The 12,966-nt window shown below is 69.8% G+C and carries 14 protein-coding genes and 1 pseudogene; 11 read left to right on the forward strand and 4 right to left on the reverse strand.

What is annotated here, in order from left to right; genetic code table 11:
- The coding region (locus AC5RUH_RS15855; RefSeq protein WP_494129062.1) for an MFS transporter at nucleotides 1-561 on the reverse strand (561 nt) is incomplete at its 3' end.
- A 134-nt stretch (nucleotides 562-695) separates the two neighbouring features.
- Entirely contained in the window at nucleotides 696-1,745 is a 1,050-nt protein-coding gene (locus tag AC5RUH_RS15860) for an iron-siderophore ABC transporter substrate-binding protein (protein ID WP_494001306.1), read from the reverse strand.
- A gap of 253 nt (nucleotides 1,746-1,998) precedes the next feature.
- On the opposite strand from AC5RUH_RS15860, the gene AC5RUH_RS15865 reads away from it, so the two are divergent.
- From AC5RUH_RS15865 to AC5RUH_RS15910, 10 genes are all read left to right on the forward strand, one after another.
- Nucleotides 1,999-3,711, forward strand: coding sequence for an amidohydrolase (locus tag AC5RUH_RS15865; RefSeq protein WP_494000755.1), 1,713 nt, complete (start codon nucleotides 1,999-2,001; stop codon nucleotides 3,709-3,711).
- Complete coding sequence (locus tag AC5RUH_RS15870) at nucleotides 3,708-5,144, forward strand: NAD(P)/FAD-dependent oxidoreductase (protein ID WP_494000756.1); 1,437 nt, start codon at nucleotides 3,708-3,710, stop codon at nucleotides 5,142-5,144. The genes AC5RUH_RS15865 and AC5RUH_RS15870 overlap by 4 nt, the downstream gene beginning before the upstream one ends.
- 12 nt (nucleotides 5,145-5,156) lie before the next feature.
- Nucleotides 5,157-6,635 (forward strand): gamma-aminobutyraldehyde dehydrogenase, encoded by a 1,479-nt coding sequence (locus AC5RUH_RS15875; RefSeq protein WP_494000757.1) that lies wholly within the window; start codon nucleotides 5,157-5,159, stop codon nucleotides 6,633-6,635.
- A gap of 145 nt (nucleotides 6,636-6,780) precedes the next feature.
- Nucleotides 6,781-7,293: a methylated-DNA--[protein]-cysteine S-methyltransferase gene (locus AC5RUH_RS15880; protein WP_494129063.1), complete on the forward strand. Its 513-nt coding sequence runs from the start codon at nucleotides 6,781-6,783 to the stop codon at nucleotides 7,291-7,293.
- A 47-nt stretch (nucleotides 7,294-7,340) separates the two neighbouring features.
- Nucleotides 7,341-7,865, forward strand: coding sequence for an RNA polymerase sigma factor (locus AC5RUH_RS15885; protein WP_494129064.1), 525 nt, complete (start codon nucleotides 7,341-7,343; stop codon nucleotides 7,863-7,865).
- Nucleotides 7,862-8,494: a methylated-DNA--[protein]-cysteine S-methyltransferase gene (locus tag AC5RUH_RS15890; RefSeq protein WP_494129065.1), complete on the forward strand. Its 633-nt coding sequence runs from the start codon at nucleotides 7,862-7,864 to the stop codon at nucleotides 8,492-8,494. Before AC5RUH_RS15885 ends, AC5RUH_RS15890 begins: the two co-directional genes overlap by 4 nt.
- Nucleotides 8,491-9,156 carry an alpha-ketoglutarate-dependent dioxygenase AlkB family protein gene (locus AC5RUH_RS15895; RefSeq protein ID WP_494129066.1) on the forward strand — a complete coding sequence of 222 codons (666 nt, stop codon included), beginning with the start codon at nucleotides 8,491-8,493 and terminating at the stop codon, nucleotides 9,154-9,156. Before AC5RUH_RS15890 ends, AC5RUH_RS15895 begins: the two co-directional genes overlap by 4 nt.
- 91 nt (nucleotides 9,157-9,247) lie before the next feature.
- Nucleotides 9,248-9,850 (forward strand): DNA-3-methyladenine glycosylase I, encoded by a 603-nt coding sequence (locus AC5RUH_RS15900; RefSeq protein WP_494129067.1) that lies wholly within the window; start codon nucleotides 9,248-9,250, stop codon nucleotides 9,848-9,850.
- A 145-nt stretch (nucleotides 9,851-9,995) separates the two neighbouring features.
- Nucleotides 9,996-10,388, forward strand: a complete 393-nt coding sequence (locus AC5RUH_RS15905) for a universal stress protein (protein WP_494012935.1) — start codon at nucleotides 9,996-9,998, stop codon at nucleotides 10,386-10,388.
- A 3-nt stretch (nucleotides 10,389-10,391) separates the two neighbouring features.
- Nucleotides 10,392-11,246, forward strand: a complete 855-nt coding sequence (locus tag AC5RUH_RS15910; RefSeq protein ID WP_494129068.1) for a DNA-3-methyladenine glycosylase family protein — start codon at nucleotides 10,392-10,394, stop codon at nucleotides 11,244-11,246.
- Between the two features lie 79 nt (nucleotides 11,247-11,325).
- Here AC5RUH_RS15910 and AC5RUH_RS15915 read toward each other — a convergent pair whose 3' ends face one another.
- Together AC5RUH_RS15915 and AC5RUH_RS15920 are read right to left on the reverse strand one after the other, a co-directional pair.
- Nucleotides 11,326-12,237 (reverse strand): aldo/keto reductase, encoded by a 912-nt coding sequence (locus tag AC5RUH_RS15915; protein WP_494129069.1) that lies wholly within the window; start codon nucleotides 12,235-12,237, stop codon nucleotides 11,326-11,328.
- Between the two features lie 89 nt (nucleotides 12,238-12,326).
- Complete coding sequence (locus AC5RUH_RS15920) at nucleotides 12,327-12,857, reverse strand: MFS transporter (RefSeq protein ID WP_494129070.1); 531 nt, start codon at nucleotides 12,855-12,857, stop codon at nucleotides 12,327-12,329.
- A 14-nt stretch (nucleotides 12,858-12,871) separates the two neighbouring features.
- Between AC5RUH_RS15920 and AC5RUH_RS15925 the strand changes: the two are divergent.
- A pseudogene (locus AC5RUH_RS15925) lies at nucleotides 12,872-12,966 on the forward strand (heme o synthase); the annotation flags it as partial.

Raw genomic sequence — 12,966 nt, forward strand, 5'->3', positions numbered from 1 at the left:
CACGGCCGGCACCGCCAGCACCACGAACGCCGCCAGGGCGAAGCGCCAGCCGGCCGGTCCGCCGCCCACCGGAAGGAGCGCCAGCGGCACCGCCAGGCCGGCGCCGAGGGAGGCGCAGCCGCCCAGCACCGCCGAATAGGCGCCGGTCAGCGAGGCCATCCGTTCCGGGAAGTCCCGCTTGAGCAGCGCGGGCAGCATCACGTTGCAGACGGCGATGGCCGCACCGACCAGGAAGGTGCCGATCCACAAATTCGCGATGGCGCCCGGAACCGGCCGCAGGAACGTCCCGGCCACCAACAGCATCAGGGCCCCGAAAACCGTGCGCTCGACGCCGAACTTCTCGCTCAACCCGTGCGCCAGCGGGGACACCGCGCCGAAGGCCAGCAGCGGGATCGCGGCGAGCACGCCCAGGGCGGTGGTGCCCAGTCCCGTGTCCGCGCCGATCTGGTCCAGCAGCGGGCCCACGCTGGTCAGCACCGGGCGCAGGTTGGCTGCCACCAGCAGGATGCCGGCGATCAGCAGCCCGGCGGACAACGACTGGCTGGTCCCGCGGGTCTTCACCGCCCCACCCCTTCCGCGTTAGGCAATCTCCGGAAACCTTATGCGACGGGACAGGCAAAGGGGCACCCCCGGCACTGCTCACGCTGCGCGGAGCGTGGCCCCTCGCCGTCGTCCTGGGGATCGGCGGCCGCGGGCTACTTGGCGGCGGCGGCGTCAGCCGCGTCAGCGGCCTCGGCGAGCATGGGCAGGAAGGTATCCAGCGCCCACGGCAGGCTCAGCGGCGACGCGGCGGAAATGGACAGGGTCAGCGTATTGTCCGAGTCCGCCACCAGCGCGCCGTCCTTAATCGCCGGGATCTGGCCCAGCAGCGGGTCCTTGGTGATTTGCCGGGCGGTCTTGTCGTCCGGCACCCAGGTCACGAACACATCGGATTCCAGTTCGTTGGCCTTCTCGGCCGACCAGGGAATGAAGAACTCGTCGGAGCCGGCGGTGGCCTCGGTGACAACATCCGCCTGGACCATGCCGATGCTGGTGAGGAACTTGGGCCGGTTGTCGTTGGCGGTGTAGACGTTCACGCCGTCGCCCTTGGCCGGTTCCAGGTTGCCGTAAATAAAGCTCTTGCCAGCCAGCTGCGGGTACTCCGCGGCCTTGGCCACGATCGTCTGCTCGGTGTCGGCCACCAGATCCTCGGCAGCCGCACTGCGCCCGAGCGCCTGACCGATCAGCCGGGTGGAGTCCTGCCAGTCCGTGCCGTAGGGAGTCTCCGGGTAAGCGACGACCGGGGCAATCTTGCTGAGCGTGTCGTAGTCCTCCTGGGTCAACCCGGAGTAGGCGGCAAGGATGACGTCCGGGGCCAGCTCGGCAATCTCGTCAAAGGCGATGCCGTCCGCCTCGGAATACAGGGTGGGCGCATTCTCGCTGCCGATCGCGGTGCCCAGCTCCTCCAGCTTGGCGTCCCGCCACGGGGTGGACCCGTTCTCGTTTCCGCCCCAGTCTTCCTTGGGCATGCCGACCGGAACCACGCCCAGCGCCAGCGACACATCGGAATTAACCCAGGACACGGTGGCCACGCGTTCGGGCTGCTCCTCGATCACCGTCTCGCCGAAGGCGTGTTCCACCGTCACCGGGAACTGGTCCGACGCCGCGGCCGACGGGCCGCCCTCGGAACCTCCGCCCGCGGGACCGGTGGAACAGGCGGTCAGGGACATCAGGACGACGGCGGCGGCGGCAGCCAATCCGCGCATGCGTGAAAGGGCCAACTCGGGCCTCCTCGGATCAAGGAACGGGAACAAAAGTAAGGGTAGCCTACGCTCATGCGGATTAAGCAACTACTTCGTTGCGTATTTCGACGCCGGAGCTCCCGGGCTGCCGGCAAAGCCGGACCGGCGCCGTCACGTACCGGGGAACCGGGCCAAAACCGTTGACAAAGGGACCCGGCCACTGTGTCATAAGTGAAACCCATTCATTTCCGGCATCCGCCGGGTCAGAGGAGCGGCCATGGCGGCGGACTGGATCTTTCACTCCGGCAGGATCTTCGATGGACGCCGCCTGCTGCCCGGAACCCCGGCGGTTGCTGTCACGGGCGGGGTAATCACCGCCATCGGAACGGACGCCGAAGCCCGGGCGGCGGCGGGACCTCATGCCACCGTCGTGGACCTGCGCGGCCGACTGCTGGCGCCCGGCTTCACGGACGCCCACGTCCATGCCGTGATGGGCGGGATGGAACGGTTGGGGTGCGACCTGTCCCTGTGCGCGGGTGCCGACGAGGTGCTGGCCCGGATAGCCGCGTGCGCCTCCTCCACCGACGGGGGGTGGATCACCGGCGGCGGCTGGCACAAGGCGGATTTTCCGGGCGGCTATCCGACCCGGCAGGCGCTGGATGCGGTGGTCCCGAACCGCCCCGTCTATCTGGTCAACGCGGACCACCACAGCGCCTGGGTCAACAGCCGCGCGCTCGAGTTGGCCGGCATCGATGCCGCCACCCCCGACCCGACAGACGGCCTGCTGGAGCGCGATGCCTTCGGAAACCCGGCCGGAACCCTGCACGAAGGTGCCATGGACCTGGTCAACCGGGTCATCCCGCGGGCGACGGTCGAGGACATGCGGGCCGGCTTGCTGGAGGCCCAGCGCTACCTCCACTCGGTAGGCGTCACCGGATGGCAGGAAGCGATCCTGGGCGACTACGCCGGTTATCCGGAGGCCAGCGCCGCGTACCGGGCCTTGTTGGACGAGGGCCTGCTGACCGGCCGCGCCGCCGGAGCCCTTTGGGTGCCGCGGAGCACCAGCCTGGCCACGGTCCCCGCCTTGGTCGCAGACTTCATCGCCCGCCGGGAGCAAAATGCGGCGGCCGGTTTCCGCACCACCAGCGCCAAGATCATGGTGGACGGGGTGCCGGAGAACCGGACCGCCGCCATGTTGGAGCCGTACCTGCAGCCCTGCTCCTGTGCCGGCGCGGCGGGACACGAAGGCCCTGCCGCCGCGGGCAACGCGGCGGACGGTCCGTCGGCGGGCCGTGGGCTGACCTATCTTCCCGAGGACGTTCTGGTGGCAGTGGTGACGGCGCTGGATGACGCCGGATTCGACCTGCATCTGCATGTAATCGGCGACCGTGCCGTGCGGGAGGGACTCGACGCCGTCGAGCATGCCCGGCGCGCGAACGGCCCCGGCAGCGGCCGGCACCACATGGCGCATCTGCAGATCATCCACCCAACCGACGTCGCCCGTTTCGGCGAACTCGACGTCACCGCGAACCTGCAGGCGCTCTGGGCCTGCAACGATGCCCAGATGCGCGAGCTGACCGTGCCGCTGATCGGCGAGGAACGGGCCGGCTGGCAGTACCCGTTCGCCTCCCTGGCCGCCTCCGGCGCCCGGCTCGCGATGGGCTCGGACTGGCCGGTGTCCAGCCCGGATCCTTGGCAGGCCATCCACGTGGCGGTGAACCGCCGGCACCCGGACGACGGCTCCGACGGGCCGCTGCTTCCGGGCGAGGCGCTGTCCCTGCAGGCCGCGCTGGCCGCCTATACCTCCGGCTCGGCGTGGCTGAACCGCGAGGACGACGCCGGCCGCATTGCTCCCGGAGCGCCGGCCGACCTGGCCGTGCTGACCCTCGACCCGTTCAGCCTGCCCCCGGAGGAACTGCACACCGTCGGCACCGATTTGACACTGGTGGCCGGCCAACCGGTTTTCGAACGGCAGGGGGCGCCGGCATGAAAACGTTCTACGACCGTGCCGAAGAGCAGATCCCGGCCGCACGCCTCGACGCCGCCTTGGCCGGGGCGTCCCCGACGCCGTTCTGGCTGGATGATCCCTCGCGCCCCGCACCGCTGTCGTCCTTGCGCGGCACGGTAACGGCGGACCTGGCGGTGGTCGGCGGCGGCTACACGGGCTTGTGGACCGCGCTGCTGGCCAAGGAGCGCGACCCGGACCGCTCGGTGGTGCTTTTGGAGGGCAATCGCATCGGCTGGGCCGCGTCCGGCCGCAACGGCGGCTTCTGCGAGGCCAGCCTGACCCATGGGAGCGCGAACGGGCAAAGACACCTCCCGGGCGAAAACGAACTGCTGGACAAGCTCGGTTTGCAGAACCTGGACGAGATCGAAGAGAGCCTGGCCCGGTACGGGATCGACGCCGGCTTTGAACGCACCGGCACGCTGTCCGTGGCCACCGAAGAGCACCACGTCGGCTGGCTTGCCGAGGAGGCCGCCGAGGACCCCTCGCTCGAGTTCCTCGACCAGGCCGCCGTCCAACAGCAGGTGGCCTCCCCCGCCTACCGGGCAGGGTTGCGGGACCGGCGGGGAACGGCGATGGTGCACCCCGCGAAACTCGCCTGGGGGCTGCGCGACGCCTGCCTGCGCGCCGGCGTCGAGATGTATGAACACACGCCGGCACGCTCCCTGTCCCGGCGGGCGGGGTCCATCCTGCTGCGCACCGACGCCGGCTCCGTGGCCGCCGGACGCGTCGCGCTGGCGACCAATGCCTTCCCGTCGCTGCTGGCGCGCACCCGGCTGCATACCGTCCCGGTGTACGACTACGCGTTGATGACGGAACCGCTGACCGGCGGGCAACGGGAATCGCTGGGCTGGTCCGAGCGGTTCGGCATCGCCGACAACGACAACCGTTTCCATTACTACCGGCTGACCACCGACGCCGACGGGCAGGACCGGATGCTGTTCGGCGGCTACGACGCCGTCTACCACTACGGCAGGTCGCTCCGGCACGGCTACGACCACCGCCCGGAAACGTACCGCCGCCTCGCCGCCCACTTCGCCGCCACTTTCCCGCAACTGGCCGACGTGCGCTTCAGCCACGCCTGGGGCGGTGCCATCGATACCTGCAGCCGCTTCTTCTCCTTCTTCGACACCGCCTACGCCGGCCGGGTGGCCTATTGCGCCGGCTTCACCGGCTTGGGCGTGGGAGCGTCGCGCTTCGGCGCCAACGTGATGCTGGACCTGCTGTCGGGCCGGCCGACCGAACGGACGGAGCTGGAGCTGGTGCGGCGGAAGCCGCTGCCGTTCCCGCCCGAGCCGCTCGCCTGGCTCGGCATCAAACTCACCACCGCCGCCCTGATCCGCGCCGACCGCAACCGGGGACGACGCGGCCCCTGGTTGAAAGCCATGGACGCCGCCGGCATGGGCTTCGACTCGTAAAGGAGACAAAGGATGCACCAGTACATTAACGGCGGACTTCGCGAGGGCCGCGGAGAACGCGTTACGCGCGTGAACCCGGCCACCGGCGAGGCTGCTGAGGCCATCGCCTATGCCTCCGGGGCCGACGTGGACGACGCCGTGGCGGCGGCCAAGACCGCCTTCCCGGCCTGGGCCGGCGCGACGCCCGCGGAACGTTCCGAGGCCCTGCTGAAGCTGGCGGCCGAACTGGACCGCAGGGCCGCGGAACTGGCGGCGGTGGAGACCGCGCAGACCGGCAAGAGCATCCGCCTGGCCACCGGATTCGACGTTCCCGGGACGGTCGACAACGCGGCGTTCTTCGCGGGCGCGGCGCGCCAGTTGCAGGGAGTGGCGGCCGGTGAATACGGCACCGGCGGCACCTCGATGATCCGGCGCGAGCCGATCGGCGTGGTGGGTTCCGTGGCGCCGTGGAACTACCCGCTGCAAATGGCCGCGTGGAAGATCCTTCCGGCGATCGCCGCCGGCAACACCATTGTGCTCAAGCCCTCCGAGCTCACGCCTGGCACCAGCCTGATCTTCGCCGAAGCCGCTGCCGCGGCCGGAATACCGGACGGCGTGGTCAACATTGTCACCGGCAGCGGCCGGGAAGCGGGCGAGGCTCTGGTGACCCACCCGGATGTGGCCATGACGTCCTTCACCGGCTCCACCGCCGTCGGACGCCGCATCATGGCGCTGGCCGCGGCGCGGGGGAACCGCGTGCACCTGGAGCTGGGCGGCAAGGCACCGTTCGTGGTGTTCGACGACGCGGACCTGGAAGCCGCCGCGCACGGGGCGGTGGCCGGCTGCACCATCAACGGCGGCCAGGACTGCACCGCCGCCACCCGGGCGTACATCCAGCGGCCGCTGTTCGACGCTTTCACCGCACGGGTCGCCGAGCTGATGGAACTGGTAGTGGTGGGCGACCCGACCGACGATGCCACCGACATGGGCTCCCTGATCAGCCGAGCCCACCGGGACAAGGTGGCGGGTTTCGTGGACCGGGCGCGGGACGCGGGGGCGAAGATCCTGGCCGGCGGCGCGGCTCCCGGCGCCGACCTGGCGGACGGCGCCTACTACCGGCCCACGCTGGTCAGCGGCATCGGGCAGGACGCGGAAATAGTCCGCGAGGAGGTCTTCGGCCCGGTGCTGACCGCGATCCCGTTCGACACCGACGGCGAGGGCCTCGCACTGGCCAATGACACCCAGTACGGGCTGGCTGCCTCCGCGTGGACCAGCAGCCTGGCCCGTTCGCTGCGCGCATCGGCCGAGATCCAGGCCGGCTGCGTCTGGATCAACGACCACATCCCGATCGTCTCCGAAATGCCGCACGGCGGGTACAAGGCGTCCGGTTTCGGCAAGGACATGTCCGCCTATTCGCTGGAGGACTACACGAACATTAAACACGTGAGCATGGGCAGCGACCCGGCCGCGCACAAGGAATGGCAGGACACCGTGTTCCGCTACCGCGGCTGATCGGCACCCGGCGGCACGCCGTCGCGGAGACACGTCGTCCTGGGCTGCCGCCGCCCGTAGGAAGCGGGAACAGTAGCGCGGGGCTCACCTTAACGCGCGCCGGAACGTCTGCACGGGAGAGAATGAAAGCGGACGAAGGAGCGCCATGACCCGCGTGCACACCCTCATCGACACCCCGCTTGGGGAACTGACGGCCGTCGCCGAGGACGGGTCGCTGACCGCGCTCTACTTCCCGGGCCAGAAGCGGCTGCCGGCTGCCGACACGTTCGGCGAGCGCACCGCCGTCGGCCGCGAAGCAGTCTTTGCAGCAGCCTCTGCGCAACTGGACGAGTACTTTGCCGGCGGGCGCAGGGAGTTCGACCTGCCCCTGGCGCCGAAGGGCGACCCCTTCAAGCAGAAGGTGTGGGCCCTGCTGCGTCACATCCCCTACGGCCAGGTCCGCTCCTACGGCCAGCTGGGGGCCGAGCTGGGCGACCCGCACCTGGCCCAGGCCGTCGGCCATGCCAACGGCCAGAACCCGCTGTCCATCGTGGTGCCGTGCCACCGGGTGGTCGGAGCGGACGGATCGCTGGTGGGTTATGCCGGCGGGCTGGAACGGAAACGCTTCCTGCTGGAGCTGGAAGAGCCGGCGGACCAGAAAGCGGGCAAGCTTTTCTGATGCCCGCCTCACGGAATGCGCCCCGCGGGCGTCTACAAGGTGTGCAGATGAAACCCTTCGAGCAACTGGTCAGCGACCACGGCGCCACGGTGCTGCGCGTCTGCCGGGTGGTGCTGGGCCCCGGGCCGGACGCCGAGGATGCCTGGTCGGAGACCTTCCTGTCCGCGCTCAGGGCCTATCCGGGGCTGCCCGCCGCCGCGAACCATGAGGCCTGGCTGGTCACCATCGCCCACCGCAAGGCCATCGACGTGGTCCGGCGGCGGGAGCGCGCTCCGGTGCCGGCAGGGTATCTGCCCGAGTCGCCGTCGACGTTGGGAATCCCCGGGAATGACGACGACGAACTGCACCAGGCCGTCGCTGGCCTGCCCCTGAGGCAGCGCGAAGCGGTCGCGCTGCATTACCTGGCCGGGTTGCCGTACGCCGAAGCCGCCGCACTGACCGGCTCCACCACCGGAGCCGTCCGCCGCGCGGCCGCCGACGGCATCGCCAAGCTGCGGGCGTCGTACCGCGGCGGCCGGGAGCAGGACGCGGGAGCGGCCGCACACCACGCGAGTGAAGGAGTTCTGCGATGACCAACGCACAATCGACGGCCCGGGCCGCCGCGCCCGGACCCGGGCTCGACGTGCTGACCCGCCTGGATCCGACGCTGCTGGAGCGGCTGCACACCAGGCTGGAACATGAGGCCGCCGCCGAAGGCACCCTCGACCTGGCCTACGCAACCGCCGACACGCCGCTGGGGCAGCTGCTGCTGGCCGCCACGGAGGAAGGACTGGTCCGCGTGGCCTTCGAGGGCGAAAACCACGATGCCGTGCTGGCCGGCCTGGCAGCCAGCGTCAGCCCCCGGATCCTGCATGCTCCGGCCCGGCTTGAGGCCGCCGCCCGGCAACTGGACGAGTACTTCGCGGGCCGGCGGCGCTCCTTCGACCTACCGCTGGACCGGCGGCTATCCAAGGGCTTCCGCGCGGAGGTGCTCAACCACCTGCCCGAGATCCCGTATGGCCGGACCGAGAGCTACGCGCAGGTGGCAGCCGCCGTCGGAAATCCCAAGGCCGTGCGCGCGGTGGGCAGCGCCTGCGCCACCAACCCGTTGCCCGTCGTCGTGCCCTGCCACCGAGTGCTCCGTTCGGACGGCGCCTTCGGCGGGTACCTGGGCGGGCCGGAGGCCAAGGCCTACCTGCTGGGGCTGGAGGCAGCGGCGTGAGCACACTGTTCGAGGACGCTCCGGCCGGCCCGCGCGAGATCGCGCCGGGCGCGGTGCATGTGCCCGGCTGGCTGGCCGTGGAGCAGCAGCGGGAACTGGTCGAAGCGTGCCGCGAATTTGGCCGCGGGCCGGTCCCCTACCGTGCCGCCAAGCTGCCGGGCGGCCACGAAATGAGCGTGCGGACGCTGTGCCTGGGCTGGCACTGGGCGCCGTACAAATACACCCGCACCGCAGACGACGTGAACGGCGCGCGCGTGCTGGAGTTTCCCGGCTGGCTGGCCGAGTGGGGCCGTCGGGCGCTGGCCGACGCATCGGGGGATCCGGCCGCGGCGCAAGGCTACGAGCCGGACACGGCCCTGATCAACTTCTACGACGACACCGCGAAGATGGGCATGCACCAGGACAAGGACGAACAGGCGGACTTCCCGGTGGTTTCGCTCAGCGTGGGCGACGACTGCCTGTTCCGCTTCGGCAACACCGAAACGCGGACCAAGCCGTACACGGACGTCCGTTTGCGCTCCGGCGACCTGTTCGTCTTCGGCGGACCGGCCCGGTTCGCCTACCACGGCGTGCCCAGGATCTACCCGGGCACGGCCGATCCCGCCTGCGGGCTGACCGGCGGCCGGCTGAACCTGACCATGCGGGTGACCGGCCTGACCTGAGGGTTCGCGGTTTTTTTACAGTATGAGGGACGGTTTCCACAGTAAGTGGGGCGGGCCTGCGGGCTGCGCCGCGGTAGGAGAGAATCGAATCATGGAGACAACCGCTTCCGGCGTAGTCCTCTGCGAGGACGGCCTGGCCCGGCCCACGTGGGCGGCGATGGATCCGCTGCTGCGCGAGTATTACGACACCGAATGGGGCATGCCCGTCCGGGGCGAGCAAGGCGTCTATGAGCGCATCACGTTGGAGGGCTTCCAGGCCGGGCTCTCCTGGGCCACGATCCTGCGCAAACGTCCCGCCTTCCGGCAAGCGTTCCATGATTTCGACGTGGATACCGTCGCCGCGTTCACCGAAGACGATGTCGAGGCGCTGATGCAGGACGCCGGAATCGTGCGGAACCGGGCCAAAATCCGCGCCGCCATCACCAACGCGAACGCCACCATCGACCTGCGCGCAGAAGGCGGCCTGAGCGACTTCGTCTGGTCGTTCCAGCCGAAGGAGACGCCCGCGCCGCGGCACATCCAGGACGTGCCCACCACATCGCCGGAGTCCGTCGCGCTGTCCAAGGCCCTGCGCAAGCGCGGCTTTGCCTTCGTCGGCCCCACCACCATGTTCGCCCTGATGGAAGCCATCGGCATGATCGACACCCACCTGGTGGACAGCCACCGCCGCGGCTCCTCCGGCGTCTGGAACTGACACCGGCTTTCACAATCACTTCACGCATCCGCCGCACCGCGGGATGCGTGCCACAATGATGTGCACCCGCTGGCTTCGGGGGAACCGGACGTGCATGTTCGACCTGGAGCCGGCACCGCAGGAGTTATCCGGTAAGGAGAGCACGTTGACGATTCTTGTTGCCTACGCCCCGCGTCCCGAGGGCCGTGCGGCCCTGAGCAAGGGCATTCAAATGGCCACGCAGAACAATGAGAAGCTGGTGGTCGTCAACGCCAGTCCGGGCGGGGCGCAGAAGGACGAGTCGTTCTCGGACGCCCACGACGCGGCCTGGGTGCAGCAGGAACTGTACAATTCCGGCCTGCAGGCAGAGTTCAAGCAGTATGTCCGCGGCAAGGACGCCGTGGACGAGATCGTGGAACTGGTTGACGAGCTCTCGGTCTCGCTGCTGGTCATCGGCCTGCGCCGGCGCTCCCCGGTGGGCAAGCTGATCATGGGCAGCACCGCCCAGGAGATCCTGCTGACCGTCGACTGTCCGGTCTTGGCGGTCAAGGCCCGCTGACCCATGCAGGTCGGCCTGCCGCTGCTTCCGCCGTTCGACTCCCCGGCCGCGCTGGCTGCCCTGGCCGCCCATGCGGTACCCGGCCTGGAAACCGTCGACGTGGCCGCGGGCACCTGCACCCGCCTGTTCAACACCGGCACCGGACCGGTGCCGGTCACGGCCACCCTGTCGCCCGACGCCGTCGAGTTGGACGTCGGCAGCGACTCCCCGGCCGCCCTGAGGGAGATAACGACGGCGGTGCGCGGCTGGCTCGACCTGGACCTGGAACCGGAGCGGGTGGCGGCGGCGTTGGGCACCGACCCGGTGCTCGGGCCCCTGCTCGCCGAGCGCCCCGGGCTGCGGATCCTTGGGTACCCGGACGGCTTCGAAGGTGCCGTCTCCACCGTGATCGGCCAGCAGGTCTCGCTCGCCGCGGCCCGCACTTTCACGGCCCGGCTGGTCGCTGCCTTCGGCTCCCGGACGGTCACCGGCCTGGCGCTCTTCCCCACTCCGGAGGCCCTGGCTGCCTCCGGCCCCGATGCCGTCCGCGAAGCCGTCGGCCTGACCGGCGCCCGCGCCCGGACCGTCCAGGTCCTGGCCGAAGCCTGCGCGGACGGGCTGGACCTCTCTCCGGATACGGACCACGCAGACACCCGCCGCCGCCTGCTGGCGCTGCCCGGCATCGGCCCGTGGACGGTCGAATACCTCGCCATGCGGGCGCTGCACGACCGCGATGCCTATCCCGACGGCGATCTGGTGCTGCGGCGGGCCCTCGGAGTGAAAACCGCGGCCGAGGCCCGCGCGCTCGGCCGGCCCTGGTCGCCGATGCGGGCCTACGCCGTCTTCCATCTCTGGACCGCCTCGGCGTACCTGCCTTAGCAAAGCCCTGCACCGGCAACCCGTGCAGGGGCGAAAGCTGCGATTCCTTCCGGCCGCTTCGGCTCCGGGGCGTGCACCCTCATCCCCGGGCCGTAGAGCCTGCCTGCTCGATGCGTTCCAACAGCTCCGCCGGCAAACGGACCTGCGGCGCCTGGAGATTGGAGCGCAGGTGTTCCGGTTTCACGGTGCCGATCACCGCACTGGAGACCCCTGGATGGCTGAGCACGAAGGCCAGTGCGATCTCGCTCGCGGAGAGGCCGTCGACGTCGTTGATGAACCGGTACTTCCGGCCTTGCACAAACTTGTGCCGGTGGTTCTTCAGCGCCCGCAACAGGTACCAGACGTCGCTGGGGCCGGTGATCTTGAAGATGTCGCGCGAGTAGAGGGTCTGGGCCAGCGGTGACTTGAGCTTGACGCCCACTCCGGCTTCCTGAGCCTCGGAGATCACCGGCGCCAGGGACCGGTCCACGATGTTGTATTCCAGCATGAGGGCGTCGAAAATGCCCAGCTTCAGCGCCTTCGCTGCCCCGCCGCGGCCGGTGGAGACGCCGAGCGCCCCGACCTTCCCCTGTTCCTTCAGCTTCAACACGGTGTCGATCGCGGGACCGGCCGGACGGGGGAAACCATGGAAGTGCAGCAAGGGCAGGTGGTCAAGCTGGAGCCGCCGCAGGCTGCCGTGCACGCTCTTTTCGATGGCCCGGGCCGAGTAATCCTTCACATTCCGGTTGTTGATCCAGTGGGATCCGACCTTTGTGGAGATCACCAGATTTTCGGTGCGGCCCTTGAGGAGCCGGCCCAGCCGCTCTTCGGCGTTGCCGCGGCTGTAATTCGGGCCGGTGTCGAAGGCGGTGATGCCGCCGTCGAGCGCCTGGCCGATCAGATGCGCCGCCTGCCGTTCGGGGAAAGCCTTCATGCCCCAGTACCCGCCGGCCCCAAAACTCAGTTCCGATACGTGCAATCCCGACCGTCCGAGCGCGCGCTTTTTCACCATGTGCCTTCCTGCAATTACAAATCTAACCATTCACCAAGCTACCCGAGGCGACTCGCCGGACCGGCCCCGGACCGGTCTGGCCAGGCAGGTCAGCGCACGACGCCGGCGCGGTTGCCGTAGGCGCGGAGGGCGACGGCCAGCACCGAGCACAGCAGGTATCCGGCGCCCACCAGCAGCCAGCCGGTATCGAAGCTGCCGGTGGCCTCGAGCAACAGGCCCATGAGCAGCGGACCGGCGGCGAAACCGGCATACATCCCCATCGAGACAATCCCGGAGGCTGCTCCGACCCGTTCGGCCGGAACCACGCGCATCACCCCGGCGATCACCACCACGTTGGTGCCCAACACGGTGGCCCCGTGCAGGACGACGCCCACCCAGAGCAACGCCGGGATTCCGAGCGACCCCGCGGCCAGGAACGCCCCCGCTCCGCCGAGCGCCCCGATGCCGAGCAGGATGAGCAGCGTGGAGGCCCGCACGCCCTTGGCCATGCGCCGCCCCCACAGCACCCGGGAGGTCACCCCGACGACGCCGGAGACGCCGGCTGCCACGCCGCCCATGACCAGGCTGAAGTCCAGTTCCCGGACCGTGAACAGCGGCAGATAGACGTTGGTGGCCTGCATGCCCAGGCCGGACCCTGTGGACGCCTCCGCACTACTGGCCGCTGTCCATGAAATACAGCGACGACTACAACGCGGCCAACGTGCCGATGCTCGGCGCGATCGCCAGCGC

This window comes from Arthrobacter sp. Y3223166 (assembly GCF_059090935.1).